This is a genomic window from Streptomyces coeruleoprunus (assembly GCF_039542925.1).
GTDB lineage: Bacteria > Actinomycetota > Actinomycetes > Streptomycetales > Streptomycetaceae > Streptomyces > Streptomyces coeruleoprunus.
The window spans coordinates 1-16,949 of record NZ_BAABIT010000002.1 but is presented as its reverse complement, the minus strand read 5'-3'; the positions used below and the strand labels follow the sequence as shown (position 1 = coordinate 16,949).

The 16,949-nt window shown below is 71.5% G+C and carries 15 protein-coding genes, 1 rRNA gene, 1 pseudogene and 1 other annotated feature; of the genes and pseudogenes, 7 read left to right on the top strand and 10 right to left on the bottom strand.

Translation table 11 applies throughout. From position 1 onward, the window contains the following. The first annotated feature begins 2 nt into the window (after nucleotides 1–2). Nucleotides 3–1,169 (top strand): winged helix-turn-helix domain-containing protein, encoded by a 1,167-nt coding sequence (locus ABEB09_RS34435; protein WP_345691407.1) that lies wholly within the window; start codon nucleotides 3–5, stop codon nucleotides 1,167–1,169. Between the two features lie 36 nt (nucleotides 1,170–1,205). Here ABEB09_RS34435 and ABEB09_RS34430 read toward each other — a convergent pair whose 3' ends face one another. From ABEB09_RS34430 to mtnA, 7 genes are all read right to left on the bottom strand, one after another. Then, complete coding sequence (locus ABEB09_RS34430) at nucleotides 1,206–1,976, bottom strand: response regulator (protein WP_345691406.1); 771 nt, start codon at nucleotides 1,974–1,976, stop codon at nucleotides 1,206–1,208. Nucleotides 1,977–2,163: 187 nt separating this feature from the next. Beyond that, entirely contained in the window at nucleotides 2,164–2,853 is a 690-nt protein-coding gene (gene hpf / locus ABEB09_RS34425) for a ribosome hibernation-promoting factor, HPF/YfiA family (protein WP_345691405.1), read from the bottom strand. A 335-nt stretch (nucleotides 2,854–3,188) separates the two neighbouring features. Then, nucleotides 3,189–3,929: a ComF family protein gene (locus ABEB09_RS34420; RefSeq protein ID WP_345691404.1), complete on the bottom strand. Its 741-nt coding sequence runs from the start codon at nucleotides 3,927–3,929 to the stop codon at nucleotides 3,189–3,191. A 63-nt stretch (nucleotides 3,930–3,992) separates the two neighbouring features. Beyond that, nucleotides 3,993–5,861: an LpqB family beta-propeller domain-containing protein gene (locus ABEB09_RS34415; protein ID WP_380841283.1), complete on the bottom strand. Its 1,869-nt coding sequence runs from the start codon at nucleotides 5,859–5,861 to the stop codon at nucleotides 3,993–3,995. Further along, the gene (gene mtrB / locus ABEB09_RS34410; RefSeq protein WP_345691402.1) at nucleotides 5,851–7,845 is read right to left on the bottom strand and encodes an MtrAB system histidine kinase MtrB; all 1,995 of its coding nucleotides are present in this window, start codon (nucleotides 7,843–7,845) and stop codon (nucleotides 5,851–5,853) included. Before mtrB ends, ABEB09_RS34415 begins: the two co-directional genes overlap by 11 nt. Before the next feature lies 1 nt (nucleotide 7,846). Beyond that, nucleotides 7,847–8,536 carry a two-component system response regulator MtrA gene (gene mtrA / locus ABEB09_RS34405; RefSeq protein ID WP_345691401.1) on the bottom strand — a complete coding sequence of 230 codons (690 nt, stop codon included), beginning with the start codon at nucleotides 8,534–8,536 and terminating at the stop codon, nucleotides 7,847–7,849. Between the two features lie 4 nt (nucleotides 8,537–8,540). Next, the gene (mtnA, locus tag ABEB09_RS34400; RefSeq protein WP_345691400.1) at nucleotides 8,541–9,692 is read right to left on the bottom strand and encodes an S-methyl-5-thioribose-1-phosphate isomerase; all 1,152 of its coding nucleotides are present in this window, start codon (nucleotides 9,690–9,692) and stop codon (nucleotides 8,541–8,543) included. Nucleotides 9,693–9,875: 183 nt separating this feature from the next. On the opposite strand from mtnA, the gene ABEB09_RS34395 reads away from it, so the two are divergent. Genes ABEB09_RS34395 through ABEB09_RS34375 form a run of 5 tightly spaced genes read left to right on the top strand, consistent with a single transcriptional unit; the run spans nucleotide 9,876 to nucleotide 15,298 of the window. Next, nucleotides 9,876–11,093 carry a DUF7544 domain-containing protein gene (locus ABEB09_RS34395; protein ID WP_345691399.1) on the top strand — a complete coding sequence of 406 codons (1,218 nt, stop codon included), beginning with the start codon at nucleotides 9,876–9,878 and terminating at the stop codon, nucleotides 11,091–11,093. 4 nt (nucleotides 11,094–11,097) lie between these two features. Further along, nucleotides 11,098–11,787 (top strand): DUF4129 domain-containing protein, encoded by a 690-nt coding sequence (locus ABEB09_RS34390; RefSeq protein ID WP_345691398.1) that lies wholly within the window; start codon nucleotides 11,098–11,100, stop codon nucleotides 11,785–11,787. Further along, nucleotides 11,784–12,995 carry a DUF4350 domain-containing protein gene (locus ABEB09_RS34385; RefSeq protein ID WP_345691397.1) on the top strand — a complete coding sequence of 404 codons (1,212 nt, stop codon included), beginning with the start codon at nucleotides 11,784–11,786 and terminating at the stop codon, nucleotides 12,993–12,995. The genes ABEB09_RS34390 and ABEB09_RS34385 overlap by 4 nt, the downstream gene beginning before the upstream one ends. Beyond that, nucleotides 12,992–13,984, top strand: a complete 993-nt coding sequence (locus tag ABEB09_RS34380) for an AAA family ATPase (protein ID WP_345691396.1) — start codon at nucleotides 12,992–12,994, stop codon at nucleotides 13,982–13,984. Before ABEB09_RS34385 ends, ABEB09_RS34380 begins: the two co-directional genes overlap by 4 nt. 3 nt (nucleotides 13,985–13,987) lie before the next feature. Continuing rightward, nucleotides 13,988–15,298, top strand: a complete 1,311-nt coding sequence (locus ABEB09_RS34375) for a DUF58 domain-containing protein (protein ID WP_345691395.1) — start codon at nucleotides 13,988–13,990, stop codon at nucleotides 15,296–15,298. Between the two features lie 109 nt (nucleotides 15,299–15,407). Here ABEB09_RS34375 and rrf read toward each other — a convergent pair. The 3 genes and pseudogenes from rrf to ABEB09_RS35090 form a co-directional block, all read right to left on the bottom strand. After that, nucleotides 15,408–15,524 (bottom strand): 5S ribosomal RNA (gene rrf, locus ABEB09_RS34370). A gap of 74 nt (nucleotides 15,525–15,598) precedes the next feature. Beyond that, nucleotides 15,599–16,949 (bottom strand) — a sequence feature (mutual gap in cmsearch alignment for this rRNA model is longer than 100). Continuing rightward, the gene (locus tag ABEB09_RS35095) at nucleotides 16,122–16,526 is read right to left on the bottom strand and encodes a SpoIIE family protein phosphatase (protein WP_425580071.1); all 405 of its coding nucleotides are present in this window, start codon (nucleotides 16,524–16,526) and stop codon (nucleotides 16,122–16,124) included. Its footprint overlaps the feature before it by 405 nt. After that, nucleotides 16,619–16,681, bottom strand: a pseudogene (locus tag ABEB09_RS35090) (hypothetical protein); the annotation flags it as partial. Here ABEB09_RS35090 and ABEB09_RS35085 point away from each other — a divergent pair. Further along, a partial coding sequence (locus ABEB09_RS35085) for a hypothetical protein (RefSeq protein ID WP_425580070.1) occupies nucleotides 16,673–16,949 on the top strand: 277 nt, incomplete at its 3' end. The pseudogene ABEB09_RS35090 and the gene ABEB09_RS35085 sit on opposite strands and share 9 nt — an antisense overlap.

The window sequence follows — 16,949 nt, the reverse complement described above, 5'->3', positions numbered from 1 at the left end:
CCATGTCGACGACCCTGCCGCGTCCCCTCACCGAACTCTCCGCCGACGAGGCGCGCCGCACAGCGCTGCGCGCCCAGGGGTTCCTCGGCGCGCCGAACCGCCGCGCCGGGGTGCGGGGCGTCCTGCGCCACCTGGGAGCCGTGCAGCTGGACACGATCTCCGTGCTGGCGCGCTCGCACGAGCTGATCCCGTACGCGCGTCTGGGCGCCGTGGGCCGCAAGACCGTCGAGACGGCGTACTGGACCGACGGGCACGCCTTCGAGTACTGGTCGCACGCGGCCTGCATCCTGCCCGTCGAGGAGTGGCCGCACTTCGCGTTCCGTCGCCGCGCCTTCCGCGCGCGGCCGCAGTGGTACCACGACCTGCCGGACGGCGCGTACGACGCCGTGATCGCGCAGCTGCGCGCCGAGGGGCCGCTGACGGCCACGGAACTGGGCGGCGCCAAGAACGGCGGCGAGTGGTGGGACTGGTCGGCGTCCAAGGTCGCCGTCGAGCGCGCGCTGATGTACGGCGAAGTGGTCTGCACCGAGCGGCGCGGCTGGAAGCGGGTGTACGACCTGGCGGAGCGGGCCGTCCCGGACGAGCTGCTGCACGACGAACTGGACGACGCCGAGTGCCTGCGCCGGCTCGTCCGGCTCGCGGGCGAGGCGCTGGGCGTGGGCACGCGCGCGGACATCGCCGACTACCACCGCCTCAAGGGCGAGCAGTTCGACGCGGTGGTCGCCGACTCCGGGCTCGTGCCGGTGCGGGTCGAGGGCTGGGACAAGCCCGCCTGGGCGGACCCGGCGGCCCTGGCGGCGCCCCCGCGCGGCCGGCACCGCACGACGCTGCTGTCCCCGTTCGACTCGCTCATCTGGGAGCGGGCCCGGACGGAGCGGATCTTCGGCTTCACGCACCGGCTGGAGGCTTACGTACCGAAGCAGAAGCGGGTGCACGGCTACTTCGCGATGCCGCTGCTCGCGGGCGGGAAGCTGGTGGGCCGGGTCGACCCGGCGCGCGAGGGCAGCACGCTGGTGGCCAAGCAGGTGTCCCTGGCCGGCCCGAGCGCGGTGCCCTTCATGGCCCAGGCCCTGCGCGAGGCGGCCGAGTGGGTCGGCTGCGACGCGGTCCGCGTCGAGCGGGTCGACGCCCCGGAACTGGCCGCGCCGCTCACGGCGGCCCTCGCCTGACCGGGGCGGCGGCCGCCCCGGGCTTACGACTGCCGGCTACCGGATCTCGAGGATCTTCTCGCGCATCGCGTACACGACCGCCTCCATCCTGGAGTGCAGCTGGAGCTTCTCCAGGATGTTGCGGACGTGGTTCTTCACGGTGTTCTCGGAGATGAACAGCTCCTTGGCGATGTCCCGGTTGTTCATCCCGGTGGCCACCAGCTTCAGCACCTCCAGCTCACGGTCGGTGAGCCGCGGCGCCGGCACGAGGCGGCGGTCGTCGGTGCGCTGGATCATCGACTTGAACTCGGTGAGCAGCTTGGACGCCATCGAGGGGCTGATCTGCGACTGTCCGTCGGCGACGGCCCGGATCGCCGTCGCGACCTCGTCCGTGGAGATCTCCTTGAGGAGATAGCCGGTCGCCCCCGCCTTGATCGCGTCGTAGAGGTCGGCCTCCTCGTCGCTGATCGTCAACATGATGATCTTGGCGCTGGGGGCGACCTCCTTGATGGAGGTGCACGCCTCGATCCCGCCCCGCTTGGGCATCCGCACGTCCATCAGGACGATGTCGGGAAGCAGGTCGGCAGCCTTGTCGACGGCCTCCGCCCCGTCCCCGGCCTCCCCGACGACCTGGATGTCCTCCTCCTGAGCGAGGACGATCTCCAGCCCCCGCCGGAAGAGCGCGTGGTCGTCGACGACCAGGACCCTGATGGGCTCCTTGCGGGACGTGTCCCCGTTCGCGCCGGGGCCGCCGTCCGCCGCCCCAGCACCGCCGTCCGGGGCGCCGGAGCCGCCCGGATGGTGCACCGGGCCGAAGCTGTCCGCCATCGTTCCTCCCCCTGAAGGCCGGGGCCCTGAAAGTTCACGGTCGAAGCACCAACCCCGTTCCAAGAGGGAGAGGTTGGCGCGTGCCGCCATGATTTCATGCCCCGCCGACGATGCGGTGATCCATCGGTGGCACGGTGGTGCCCCTGGGGGCGCACGGGGCGCTCCAGGGGCACCACATCAGACCGGATCAGCCGCCGAGCGCACCGCCGGCGCCGCCTCCCTCACTGCCTGCCAGTGGGTCGTTCTCCAGGTGGATCACGCCGTAGTCGTAGGCGTGGCGCCGGTACACGACGCTGGGCTGCTTCGTCTCCGCGTCGACGAACAGATAGAAGTCATGGCCGACCAGCTCCATCTCGTAAAGCGCCTGGTCGAGTGACATCGGGGCCGCAGTATGCGTCTTCTCGCGGACCACGAGCGGGCCCTCGCCCTGAACCTCCAGGGATCCCATCCGGGTCGTGGGAATGGTCTCGGCCGCCTCCTCGACGACGGCGACACCGGTCCCGTTGAGTCGTGCCACGCCCGGCACCGCGTCCGGCACCGACGCGGCCGTCAGACGGCCGTTGCCCCGGCGGGTGTGGCGCTTGTCGTGCTGCTTGCGGAGGCGCGCCTCGAGCTTGCCTGTGGCCAGGTCGAGCGCTGCGTACGGGTCGCCTGCAGCCGCCTCTGCCCGGATCACCGGGCCTCGGGAGTGGAGGGTGATCTCCACGCGGTCGGACCTGTCGGCCTGCCGCGGGTTGTGCTCCTTGGACACCTCGACGTCGAGGCTGATCACCTTGGCGTCAAGCTTCTCGATCTTCTCCAGCTTCAGCTTCTCGGCCACGTGCTTGCGGAACCGCTCGGGCACCTCGGTCTTGCGGCCCTTGACGACGATGTCCACGCAGAACTCCGTTCCCGGATCGCTCCAACCGGCTTCTACTCGCCGGTGAGCATCTCCCTTTTGCACCAGACCCCGGTAAGCACCGGAGCCTCGGACTTGGCGACTTCCACCTCCTCCTCCCCAGTCGACAAGATCCCCACCCCACAACTTCCATGTGCTGACCGGCTCCGGATTCCGGCCGGACGCATGGCCGCGCATTCGATGAAGGGCGGCTTTCGCCATTCCTGTACCACCGAACATAGCTCGCCCGGACGGGTGTCGGCACCCGCTACCAGCACAAACCTCCGATCGGTTGTTCTCACTCCCTCACCACCTGCAACGTTGCAAGTTCCCTGTCAGTTCCGGTTTATTTCGAACGAGGCGGGAGATGCTGCCACCACCGCTGCCTTCACCTGCGGCGTTCTTCCACGCGCCCCCGCAAAGGCGGCGCGCACCGCTCTGGCGGCCTCGGTCAGCGACGCCCCGGTCGTCATGAGGTCGTCCACGAGGACCAGGCACCCGTCCGGGGGAAACCACCCGCTCCCCGCCCCCACCTCCAGCGCCCCCGCCATGTTGGCCAGCCGCTCCCGCGCGCCCAGCCCCGACTGATCGGCCACCGCCCGGCACTGCCGCAACACCGGAACGGCCCACGCCACCGTTCCCGAACGACGCAGCTCACCGGCCGCGGCCGACGCGATCCGCCGCACCGAGTCATGCCCACGGGCCCGCACGGCCCGGCGGGCGGAGGGCAGGGGGACCAGTAGCAGGGGGCCCGCCCCCGCCCCCTCCCCCCATGCCCCCCGCGGCCCCGCAGCGGCCCGTACGGCGCTCGCCAGCGCCACGCCCAAGGGTCGGGCCAGCCCCAGCGCGCCGCGTTCCTTGTGCGCCAGCAATACCGCCCGTACCGCGTCCGCGTACGGCGCGGCGGCGTGTACCTCGGGCAGTCCTGCCGGTTCGGGCGTCGGCCGCACCCGTCGCGGCGGCCGCCCGTGGAGCGTGCGCGCGCATGCGTCGCACAGCGGCGTACGGGGACAGCCGCAGCCGGCGCAGGCCACCGGCAGTACGAGCCCGGTGATCTCCTGCCACCATCCCCGCATGGCCTCTACTGTGGCGTCGGCCGGGCTGCCGTGCCACCCCTGTGGAAAACCGCCTGTGGACGGTCAGCCGGGGTAGACGGGCGAGGTGCCCTTCTCCACGACGGGCTGCCAGTTCGTGCCGCCCTGGAGCCGCACGATCGCGTCGTCCGCCAGGGCGACCAGCGAGGCCCGTTCGTCGTTGGCCGCGGCCACGGCCTTGACCTGGTTCAGGCCCGGGATCACCGCTGCGGACGTCGACCCGTCGGTCTGGATGTAGCGCACCTGCTGCACGCCGCCGGCCGGCTTGCCGAGGACGACGAGGCGGCTCGGCCCGGCCCAGGACACGGACGCCACCGACTCCATGCGTGGCGCGACGGGCTGCAGGTCCACCACCGAGACCTTCTGCCGGTCGCCGGTTCCCTGTCGCTCGACGCGTCCCATCTGCAGGGTTGTCCTGCCGTCCTCCTTGAGGAGCAGCGCGATGCGTACGCCGTCCTCGGAGACCCGCAGTCCCTCGATCCGCACCCCGTCGGTCAGCCACGGGGTGATGACCGGCCGGGGTTCACCGGAGCCGCCGGAGAGCAGCAGGAGCTTCGGATCCGCCGGGTCGCGGTCGGCCACCCACAGGTCGCCGCGCCCGTCCCAGCTGGGCGCTGAGAGCCGGTCGTCGGGCCGCGGGCCCTTGCTGGTGACCAGCGGTTCGGGCAGTTCGGCGTCGGAGACGACCGAGGCCACGCGCAGGCTGCGGCCGTTCTCGGACACGGCGGCCGCGTGCTGCTCGTCGCGGGCCACGGCGACCTTCTCGACCTTCGCGGCGCCGTCGCCGAACGGGCCGAAGACGTGCCGCGGCTCGACGACGTCCTTCGCGCCCGTCTGGAGCTGTGCCAGCTTCCCCGCGGAGTCGACAAAGTACGGGTTCTCGCGGATTCCCGTCGTGCGGTCGGCCATGAAGTCGGACTTCTGGTCCTCGCCGAGGACGCACAGTTCACGCCCGTCGGAACGCTGCAGCTCGACCTGCTGCACCCTCGTCGATCCCAAATCACCGACGGTGAAAAGGATTTGGGCGGCCATATAGCGGCATTGCTCACGCCCGACGCCGTCGGCCTTGTTGTTGAGCGGCACTTTGAGCGTGTTCTGGTCGTCCGTCGACAGTGACGTGACGTCCTTCTTCAGGTCCGTGCCCGTGGGGAATCGCGAATCGACGACCGGCTTCAGCCAATTCGTCGGGCCCTCCAGAAGGGCCTTGACGGTCTGCGTCAGCGCGTCCATGCGGGTGACGGGGTCCTGCCGCTTGCGGATGTACACCGGGTCGGCGACGACCCAGCTCTTGCCCGCGGCGAAGTAATACTTGTTGACCGAGCGGTAGTTGCGCTGGAAGTCGGACTCGCTGATGACGAGGCCCTGCGGGAGCCGGTCGATCCGCCATTCCTTGCTCTTGCCGTCCGCTCCGCGCTGCTGCACGAGCCTGATCGACTCGCTGTACGGAACCGGGTCGAGCGGCTGGTAGGCGTGCCGGTTGTCGACCGTGGCGACCTTCTGCCCCGACAGCGGGTACACGAGGCTCTGGTCCTCGGCGGGCTGTGCGCCCCGCCCGGGCCGCCTGGTCTCCGCCTGCTGCGGAACGGGCACCGCGCTGAGCACGGTGGTGCGCTCCTCGGGGTTCCAGGTCCGCGCGGCCTGCTTCGTGAGGTATTTGCGGGCCGTCTCGAAGCCGGGGTCGTCGCCCGTCATCGCTTCGAGGAACCCCTCGACGATCTCGCCCGGCTCGGCGTTCTCCCGGGGCGGTACGGGGTAGACCCGCACCTGCGAGTCGCCCGGCTTGGACGCCTTCACGGGGCTGACGTCGCCGCTGTCGGGCATAGACGCGCATCCGGCGAGCACCGCGGCGCACGCCAGGACTGCCGCCCCCCGCGCCGTTCGCCCATGGCCGTACCGACGAGGGTCAGCGCCCACGAGTCGTGTCCTCCCGCTTCGAGTGTTCCTGTCCCGAGGGCTCCTCCTGGCCCGTCGGCCCCGTTCCGCGGGCGACCACGCGGGCCCCGTTGCCGGGCAGGGCGGTGGGGTCGGCGGTGGCGGTGCGCGCCTGGCGGGGCGGTACGGCCAGCGGCGACCGGTCACCGGCCGGGCCCTGTCCGGGTCCGCCCGCCTGGCGCCCGCCGTCCTTGGCTGCCGCGGCCGCCCGCTCGCGGTTGCGCCGGGAGTCTTCGGGCTCGAGCGGTATCGGGGAGCCGCGCAGCGGTTCGTCGGCCGTGCGCGGCAGCGTCAGCCGGAACTGCGAGCCGCCGCCCGGTTCGCCCCACGCCTGCAGCCAGCCGCCGTGCAGCCGTGCGTCCTCGACCGCGATCGACAGTCCGAGGCCCGTGCCGCCCGTGGTCCTGGCCCGCGCCGGGTCGGCGCGCCAGAACCGGTTGAAGACACGGGTGGCCTCGCCGGGCTTGAGACCGACACCGTAGTCGCGGACCGCTACGGCCACCGCGCCGCCCGCCGACGCGAGCCGTACGACGACGTCGCGGCCCTCTCCGTGCTCCACCGCGTTGACGACCAGGTTCCGCAGGACGCGTTCGACGCGTCGGGTGTCGGCCTCCGCGATGACGGGCTGCTCGTCGCCGACGACGAGGATCCGGCCGCCCTTGTGCTCCACCAGCGGCTGCGCGCCGCCGATCACTCGGCGCACGACGTCCCGCAGGTCTATCGGTTCGGCCTCCAGCGCGGCGGCGCCCGCGTCGAAGCGGCTGATCTCCAGCAGGTCGCCCAGCAGCGACTCGAACCGGTCCAGCTGGTCGCCCAGCAGCTCCGCCGAGCGTGCGGTGACCGGGTCGAAGTCGCCGCGCGCCTCGTGGATCACGTCCGCGGCCATGCGCACGGTCGTCAGCGGCGTCCGCAGCTCGTGCGACACGTCGGACACGAACCGGCGCTGCATCCTGGACAGGTCCTCCAGCTGCTGGATCTTGTGCTGGAGGTTCTGGGCCATCTTGTTGAACGCCTCGCCGAGGCGGGCGATGTCGTCCTCGCCGGTGACCTTCATGCGTTCCTGGAGGCGGCCGGCCGACAGCCGCTCGGCGACGCCCGCCGCCATCCGCACGGGTGTGACGACCTGCCGGACCACGAGCCAGGCGATCGCGCCGAACAGCACCACGACGAAGAGGCCGGCCGTCGCGATGGTCGTCTTGACCAGGGAGAGGGAGTCCTCCTCCTGCGTGAGCGGGAAGAGGTAGTACAGCTCGTACGGGTTGCCGTCGACGTCGTTGAGGCGCTTGCCGATCACAAGGCCGGCCTCGGAGTGCTGGCCGTCGGTGTAGCGGATCCGGGTGTACGTCTGGAAGGTGCCGGTGCTCTGCGCCACGGCCTCCCGCAGTGCGACGGGGATGCTCGCCACGGGCTCCACGCCGCCGGAGGCGCGCGCGCCACGGCTGGGCGCCGCTCCCTCGGAGTCGGAGCTGAGCGCCACGACGTCGAAGGCGCCCTGGCCACCGCTGGCGAGCTGGACGACCAGGTCGGACCGCCAGTTCAGCAACGACCGGGACGTCACGCCGTTCGCGTCACCGCCGTCCGGGCCGGCGGGCCCGGTGGCGACGCTCGGCTGCTCCTGTGCCGCCGAGAAGCCGCCCGCCGCCTGGGACTGCGCAGCGCGCTCCTTGGCGTCAAGCAGTCCGTTGCGTACCTGGCCGATGACGACGAATCCGAGCAGCAGCACCACGCCGAGCGACATCAGCAGGGTGGCGACGACCACCCGCAGCTGGATGTTGCGCCGCCACAGCCGTACGGCGGGCAGCAGCGGTCGGCGCACCCAGCGCACGAGGAGCCGCAGCACGGGGCCGCCCGGGGCCCCGTCCTTCAGCAGCCGGCCCAGGCGCGTCGTGGCCTGTTCGGGTCCGGCAGCCCGCCCCGCACGGACTCCCGGCTTCCCGGGCTTCGGAGCAGCACTGCCGCGGGTCATGTCAGCTCGGTCCGGCCTTGTAACCGACGCCACGGACGGTCACTACGATCTCCGGCCGCTCCGGGTCCTTCTCGACCTTGGAGCGCAGCCGCTGGACATGCACGTTCACCAGCCGGGTGTCCGCCGCGTGGCGGTAGCCCCAGACCTGCTCGAGCAGGACCTCGCGGGTGAACACCTGCCACGGCTTGCGGGCCAGCGCCACCAGCAGGTCGAACTCCAGCGGGGTGAGCGCGATCGACTGCCCGTCCCGCTTCACGGAGTGCCCTGCCACGTCGATGACCAGGTCACCGATGGTGAGCTGCTCGGGAGCGGGCTCCTCGGACCTCCGCAGCCGCGCCCGGATGCGGGCGACCAGCTCCTTCGGCTTGAACGGCTTGACGATGTAGTCGTCCGCCCCCGACTCGAGCCCGACGACCACGTCGACGGTGTCGCTCTTCGCGGTGAGCATGACGATGGGCACGCCGGATTCGGCCCTGATCAGCCGGCAGACCTCGATGCCGTCCCGTCCGGGAAGCATGAGGTCGAGCAGCACCAGATCCGGCTTGGTCTCACGGAATGCGGCAAGTGCCTTGTCGCCGTCCGCTACGAACGACGGCTCGAACCCTTCACCACGCAGCACAATCCCGAGCATTTCGGCCAGTGCGGTGTCGTCGTCGACGACAAGGACGCGTCCCTTCATAATCGACATCATCCCATTAGCTAATCGTTACCTGGCGTGACCTGGCACACAGCTCTTCGATTCCTCCACCGGTGACGGGGGACACCACTCCTACCTCAGTAACGATGGCGGTCACCAGTTCCGGCGGCGTGACGTCGAACGCGGGGTTGTACGCCTGCGTCCCCAGCGGCGCCACCTGCACCCCGACACCTTGCCTCACCGTGGCCCCACCGGCCTGGGGCGGCGCCGTGAGCTGCGTCACCTCGCGCCCGGACCGCTGCTCCACCTCGATGGACGCCCCATCGGGGGTGTCGGGGTCGATCGTCGTGACCGGCGCGACGACGATGAACGGTACGTGGTGGTACTTGGCCAGCACCGCGAGCGGGTAGCTGCCGACCTTGTTGGCGACCGAGCCGTCCGCGGCGATGCGGTCGGCGCCGATCAGCACCGCGTCCACCTTGCCCGCGGCGAAGAGGGAGCCGGCCGCGTTGTCGGTGAGCAGCGTGTACGACAGTCCGTTGCGTGCCGCCTCGTACGCGGTGAGCCGGGCGCCCTGGAGCAGGGGTCGCGTCTCGTCCACCCACAGGCGCCGTAGCCGTCCGGCCTTGTGCGCCGCCAGCGCCACGGCGAACGCGGTGCCCTCCCCGCCCGACACGAGCGCGCCCGTGTTGCAGTGGGTGAGGATCCGGTGGCTGCCGCCGGGCAGCAGCTCGTCCAGGAGAGCCAGGCCCTTGGCCGCCATCGCGGCGCTGCCCTCGGCGTCCTCCCGGTGCAGCTGCCTGGCCTCCGCCAGCGCGGCCTCGGCGGCCGCCTTCTCGTCGGCCCCCTTTTCGACGACCGCCCGGTACGCGCCCAGCGCACGCCGCACACCGTAAGCGAGGTTGACCGCGGTGGGCCGCGCGCTGCCCAGCTGCGCGGCCGCCTCCTCCACGTCGTATCCGCGAGCGGCTGCCAACGCCACCCCGTAGGCACCCGCGATGCCGAGGACGGGCGCGCCTCTCACCGCGAGGGTCCGGATGGCCCGTACGAGCGCCGGTACGTCGGTGCAGATCAGCTCGACCTCCTCGGCCGGCAGCCGCGTCTGGTCGAGCAGCACCAGTACAGGTCCGTCCGGCGGCTCCTCCCACCGCAGTACGGGCAGCATCGGCCGGTCACCGTCGGACGGTGTTCCTGCGTACTGATCAGTCATCCCGCCAGTCTGCCCGCTCAGCCACCGACAATGAAGGTGCCGAAGACACAAGGGCCCCGGCCCGGCCGTTGACGTCGCGTGGCACGATGGCTGCCAACCTGCCCGCCCCCGACAGCGGTCGGGCGCCGTGACCGAGCCGGCTCGACGAGCGGGCCCCGCGACCAAGCCACGAGGTGGACGACCGTGAATGACTCTCCGGGCTGGGCCTCGCCCGGATCTTCTCCGTCCGACGACCAGGGCGCCGGCACGCCGCAGCCCACCCCCGGCGACGGCGGCAACGCACCGAAGTGGTCCGAGAACCAGCCGCCCGCGGGCCAGTGGTCGCCGCCGGCCGCGCCCGGACCGGCCGGTCCTCCCCCGACCCCGGCTCCCGCCTGGGGCGGCGGACCGTACGGCGGCGGCTGGGGCCGGCCCGCAGCGCCCAAGCCCGGCGTGATTCCGCTGCGCCCGCTCGGCGTGGGCGAGATCCTCGACGGCGCGGTGTCCACCCTGCGCACCCACTGGCGCACCGTGCTGGGCGTGACCCTCACCGTCTCCGTCGTCGTCCAGTTCGTCGAGACCCTGCTGCAGCGCTATGTGCTGCCCCGGCCTCCGGAGGTCGACCCGAACGCGACCCCGTCGGAGCAGCTGGAGCAGGTCGGCGAGTCCCTGCAGGCGACCATGGTCGCCACGGTCCCGTCGATGCTGCTGGGTCTCATCGCCACGTTCATCGTGACCGCGCTGCTCACGTTCGTGATCAGCCGCTCGGTGCTGGGCCGCCCCGTGACCCTGCCCGAGGTGTGGCGGGAGGCCCGTCCCCGGCTCGCTCCGCTGCTCGGTCTGACGCTGCTGGTGCCGCTGATCGCCGTCGCGGTCGTTGCCGTGGGTGTGCTGCCGGGTCTGCTGGTCGGCTCCGCCGCCGGCGCCGGCCTGGTCTTCCTGGGCGGTGTCGCCGCGTCGATCGTCTCGGTGTGGCTGCTCGTGCGGTTCAGCCTCGCCTACTCGGCGCTGATGCTCGAACGGCAGGGCGTCATGGCGTCCCTGCGCCGCTCCGCGAAGCTGGTCAAGGGCTCCTGGTGGCGGATCTTCGGCATCCTCCTCCTGACCGCGCTGCTCACGCTCGTGGTGGCGTTGATCATCACCCTGCCGTTCACGTTCCTCGCCTACGCCGTGGACGGCGACGGCCTGAGCGACCTGTTCGCCGGCAAGACCCCGGAGTTCGGCTGGCCCTTCCTGATCATCAGCGGTATCGGGGCCGTCATCGCATCGGCGATCATGTACCCGATCTCCGCAGGCGTCACCGTCCTGCTGTACGTGGACCAGCGCATCCGGCGGGAGGCCCTCGACCTGGAGCTCGCCCGCGCCGCCGGCGTGCCGGGCTACGGCCCCGGAGCCCCCGGCGACACCACTCCAAGGAGCTGATGCGGTGCCGATCACGGGGGGACTGTTGTCGGCCCGGCGCCCGGTCCGGGCCGACGACGACGTGCCGCTGGACATCCCCCGCGTCCCCGCCCGCGAGGCGGCGGAGCGTGAGCTGTCCAAGCCGATGTACCGCGAGGAAAAGCCGAATTTTCTGCTGCGGGCCCTGAACCGCTTCTGGGAGTGGGTCAGCGACCTCTTCGACTCCGCTTCGAGCGCCGCCCCTGGAGGCGCGCTCGGCCTCGCCGTCATCGCGCTGGTCGTCGTGGCCCTGATCGCCGCCCTGTGGTGGCGCCTGGGCACCCCCCACCGCACCCTCGGTACCGCCGACTCCCTCTTCGAGGACGGCCCGCGCACCGCGACGGACCACCGTGCCACCGCCGAGCGGCACGCCGCCGCCGGACGCTGGAACCAGGCCGTCCAGGAACGCATGCGAGCCGTCGTCCGCTCCCTCGAGGAGCGTGCCCTTCTCGATCCGCGTCCCGGCCGCACCGCCGACGAGGCCGCCGCCGAGGCCGGCCGCGTCCTGCCCGCGCACTCCGCAGAGCTGCGCGCGGCCGCCCGCGAGTTCGACGACGTCACATACGGCGGCCGCACCGCCGACCAGGCCGCATACCAGCGCCTCAAGGACCTGGACACCGCCCTGGAGCGTGCCAAGCCCCAGTTGAGCAGCGCGGGCCGAGGAGCCGCCGAGTGACCGCGACCGCCACCGCCACCTCGCTGTCGCGGGACCCCCGCCAGATCTGGAGGCGCGCACGAGGCATCCTGCTGGCCCTGGCGCTCCTCGTCATCGCGGGCATCGCCATGGCCCTGGTGCGCACCGGCGACCAGCACGGCCGCCTCGACCCCCGCTCCGTCGACCCGAACGGCAGCCGCGCCGTCGCCCAGCTCCTCCAGGACCGTGGCGTCTCCGTCCGCGTCGTCACGACCCTCGACGAGGCCACCACCGCATCGGGCCCCGACTCCACGCTCCTGGTGACGGCCCCCAATATGCTGACCGGCCATCAGCAGGCAGTGCTGCGCGCCACCATGGAGCGACAGGGCAGCCGGACCGTGCTCCTCGCGCCGGGCCCGCCCAGCACCGACATCCTGGCGCCGGGGGTGACCACGGACTCCCCCGCCTCGGTCAGGGCACTCGCCCCCCAGTGTTCCCTGCCGGAAGCCCGCCGGGCCGGAACGGTCGACCTGGGCGGCGAGCGGTACCGAACCCTCGCCGCCACGACGTCCCAGGCCTGCTACCCGAGCGACGGCCTGCCCACCCTGCTGAGGCTGAAGAGCGGCGCCGACAGCGACGTCACGCTCCTCGGCTCCGCCGACATCCTCTTCAACCAGCGCCTCGCCCAGCAGGGCAACGCCTCTCTCGCACTTCAACTCCTCGGTTCCCGAAACCATCTGGTCTGGTACCTCCCTTCCCTCACTGATCCGTCCGCGACCGAAGGCGAAGACAGCGGCGAGGGCATCGAGAGCGAAGAGGACTTCTTCGGCCTCATCCCCTCGGGCTGGCTCTGGGCCACCCTCCAACTCGCCGTCGCCGCCCTGCTCGCCGCCATCTGGCGAGCCCGCCGCCTCGGCCCCCTGGTGACGGAACGCCTGCCCGTCGCCATCCGCGCCTCCGAGGCAACAGAGGGCCGCTCCCGCCTGTACCACCGCTCCAACGCCCGTGACCGCGCCGCGACCGTTCTCCGTTCGGCGACTCGCACCCGGCTCGCCCCTCTCGTGGGCATCCCGGCCACGGAAGCCCACTCACCCGAGTCCCTGCTCCCCGCCGTATCGGCCCGGCTGACCGACGGCGACGGCACACGACTCAGGGACCTCTTGTTCGGCCCGGCACCCGCCGATGACGCCGCGCTCATCCTCCTGGCAGATCAACTCGACGCCCTCGAAAGAGAGGTACGCACCTCATGAGTGCCCCGACCCCCGAGACCGCCGACAACTCGGACAGCGCCCGCGCCTCCCTGGAAGCCCTGCGCACCGAGATCGCGAAGGCCGTGGTCGGGCAGGACCCCGCTGTCACCGGGCTCGTCGTCGCCCTGCTCTGCCGAGGCCACGTCCTGCTGGAGGGCGTCCCCGGTGTCGCCAAGACACTGCTCGTCCGCGCACTTGCCGCATCCCTCGAACTGGACACCAAGCGCGTCCAGTTCACCCCTGACCTGATGCCGAGCGATGTGACGGGCTCCCTCGTCTACGACGCCCGGACCGCCGAGTTCTCCTTCCAGCCGGGTCCCGTCTTCACCAACCTGCTGCTCGCGGACGAGATCAACCGCACCCCGCCGAAGACCCAGTCCTCCCTCCTGGAGGCCATGGAGGAACGCCAGGTCACGGTCGACGGCACGCCCCGCCCGCTGCCCGAGCCGTTCCTCGTGGCCGCGACCCAGAACCCGGTCGAGTACGAGGGCACCTATCCGCTGCCCGAGGCCCAACTCGACCGGTTCTTGCTCAAACTGACGGTCCCTCTGCCGTCCCGCCAGGACGAGATCAACGTGCTGACCCGCCATGCGGAAGGCTTCAACCCCCGCGACCTGAAGGCCGCCGGCGTACGCCCCGTCGCCGGCCCCGCGGACCTCGAGGCCGCCCGCCGCGCCGTCGCCGGTACGTCGGTCTCCGAAGAGATCGCCGGCTATGTGGTCGATATCTGCCGTGCCACTCGTGAATCCCCCTCGCTCACCCTCGGCGTCTCCCCGCGAGGCGCCACCGCGCTGCTCTCCACCGCACGCGCCTGGGCCTGGCTCACCGGCCGCGACTACGTCATCCCCGACGACGTGAAAGCCCTGGCCCTGCCCACTCTTCGTCACCGCATCCAGCTGCGCCCCGAGGCCGAGATGGAAGGTGTGACGGCCGACGCCGTCATCAACTCGATCCTGGCCCACGTCCCCGCGCCCTCACTGAGGCAGTGACTCATGGCCCTCACCGGACGAACCGCGCTCCTGGCCGCGATCGGCTCGCTGCCCGTCGGCATCCTCGCTCCCAGCTGGACGGGGATGCTCGCGATCAACGCACCCCTGTCACTCGCTATTCTGTGCGACTACGCTCTCGCGGCGCCAGTGCGAACCCTCCAGTTCGCCCGAAGTGGTGACACGACTGTTCGACTCGGTGACAGCGCACAGGTCCAGCTCACGGTGACGAACCGATCCCGCCGCCGCCTGCGCGCCCAGATCCGCGACGCCTGGCCGCCGAGCAGCTGGCCGTCCGGCGCGGAACAGGGAGCCTCCCGGCACAAGATCGACGTACCGGCGGGCGAACGCCGCCGGGTCACCACGGTCCTCCGCCCGACCCGCCGCGGGGACCGGCCGGCGGAACGCATCACGGTCCGCTCCTTCGGCCCGCTCGGCCTCGCGGCCCGCCAAGGCAGCCACCGGGTCCCCTGGACCGTCCGGGTGCTGCCGCCCTTCACCAGCCGCAAGCACCTGCCGTCGAGGCTGGCCCGCCTGCGCGAACTGGACGGCCGCACCAGCGTCCTCACCCGCGGCCAGGGCACGGAGTTCGACAGCCTCCGCGAGTACGTCCCCGGTGACGACACCCGGTCCATCGACTGGCGCGCAACCGCTCGCCACTCCTCCGTGGCCGTCCGAACATGGCGCCCGGAGCGCGACCGCCACATCCTGATCGTCCTGGACACCGGCCGCACCTCTGCGGGCCGCGTGGGCGACGTTCCGCGCCTCGACGCGGCCCTGGACGCCGCGCTGCTGCTCACCGCACTCGCCACGCGCGCGGGAGACCGAGTGGATCTGTTGGCCTACGACCGGCGTATTCGAGCTCGCGTCCAGGGCCGAGCCGCCGGAGACGTCCTGCCCGCGATGGTCAATGCCCTCGCCACACTCGAACCGGAGCTCGTCGAAACGGACGCTCGCGGTCTGAGCGCGGCCGCTCTGGCCGGCGCGCCACGCCGTTCGCTGATCGTCCTGCTCAGTGGACTGGAGGCCGCGCCCATCGAGGAGGGGCTGCTGCCGGTCCTGCCCCAGCTCACGCAGCGGCACACGGTGCTCCTGGCTTCCGTCGCGGACCCGCACGCGGAGCAGATGACCAAGGCACGTGGCAGCGCCCAGGCGGTGTACGAGGCGGCTGCCGGCACGCAGGCCCAGGCCCAGCGCCGCCAGGTGTCGGAACAGCTTCAGCGCCATGGCGTCACGGTTGTCGACGCAATCCCCGAAGAACTGGCGCCAGCCCTCGCCGACGCCTATCTCGCTCTGAAGGCCGCAGGCCGCCTCTGACGGACCCGTTTCCTGCCGTGGAGGGCGGCAGGGTGGGTCTTCATTTCTCCCTGGAACGCAAAAAAGCCTCAACCCCCGGCCATGAAGACCAGGGTTGAGGCTAATAATTGTTCGGCGGCGTCCTACTCTCCCACAGGGTCCCCCCTGCAGTACCATCGGCGCTGAAAGGCTTAGCTTCCGGGTTCGGAATGTAACCGGGCGTTTCCCTAACGCTATGACCACCGAAACACTATGAAGATAACAACTCAACCGGCAAGGGAGTTCGTTACTTCAGAACTAACACAGTGGACGCGAGCAACTGAGGACAAGCCCTCGGCCTATTAGTACCGGTCAACTCCACCCATTACTGGGCTTCCATATCCGGCCTATCAACCCAGTCGTCTACTGGGAGCCTTACCCTCTCAAGGAGGTGGGAATACTCATCTCGAAGCAGGCTTCCCGCTTAGATGCTTTCAGCGGTTATCCCTCCCGAACGTAGCCAACCAGCCATGCCCTTGGCAGAACAACTGGCACACCAGAGGTTCGTCCGTCCCGGTCCTCTCGTACTAGGGACAGCCCTTCTCAATATTCCTACGCGCACAGCGGATAGGGACCGAACTGTCTCACGACGTTCTAACCCAGCTCCGCGCGCCCGGGGCGCCTCTGGGTGGCTCCGAACCGACCGGCTCGCCCTGTCCGGCCACGACCTGAGGGCCTTCGGCGTCGACTACTTTGGGAGGAGGACGCCGACGCGGCCTGATCCGCGCCGCCGTCGCCACCCAGCGAATGATCGTCCGGCCCCACGACGACCCGCCCCTCCAGGACGGCACGGGCGTCCTGCTCGCTACACCGGGGGTAGGACAGACGCATCACACCTGCGGGCCGGGCGTGCGGTGCACGCGCGCCAGGAGCAGGACCGTGTCGTCGGTCGGCGGGTCCGGCAGCAGGTTCCCGAGGATGCGGTCGCCGCCGCCTCCAACGGACCCGTCGCCGACGCGAGTTCCTCCCGCAGGGCCCGCCAGCCCGTCTCGATGTCCCGGCCGCGGGCCTCGACGAGGCCGTCCGTGTAGAGGGCGAGGGTGGCGCCGTCCGAAGTACCCGCTCCGTCGTCAGATACGCGAAGCCACCGACACCCAGCGGCACGCCGAGGACGTCCCGATCGCCTCGACCCGGCCGTCCGGGTGCCGCAGCAGCGGCGCGGATGGCCCGCGCTGGCGATCCGGGCGCGCCCGGTCGTCGGGTCGTACACCAGGTACAGGCACGTCGCCAGTTCGATGCCGGCTCCTGGGCGCACGCGTCCAGGTCGCCCATCAGGTCGTCCGGCGCCCGGTCGTGCCGGGCCAGGGCCTTGGCCGTGATCCGCAGCCGGCCCATCGCGGCGGCCGCCGGCACCCCGTGCCCCATCACGTCGCCGACCACCAGCGCGACCCGCTCGCCGGGCAGCGCGACGACGTCGTACCAGTCGCCGCCGACCTCGGTGATCCGACTGCCCGGCACGTACCGGTGCGCCATCCGCACGTACGGGCTGGTCGCCGTCGCGCTGGGCAGCAGGGCGCGCTGGAGCGTGAGCGCGATGTCCTGGACGCGGCTGTACAGGCGGGCGTTGTCCAGGCAGAGCGCCGCGCGGGAGCCCAGCTCGGCCGCGAGGCCAGGTCGTCCTCGGTGAAGGCGG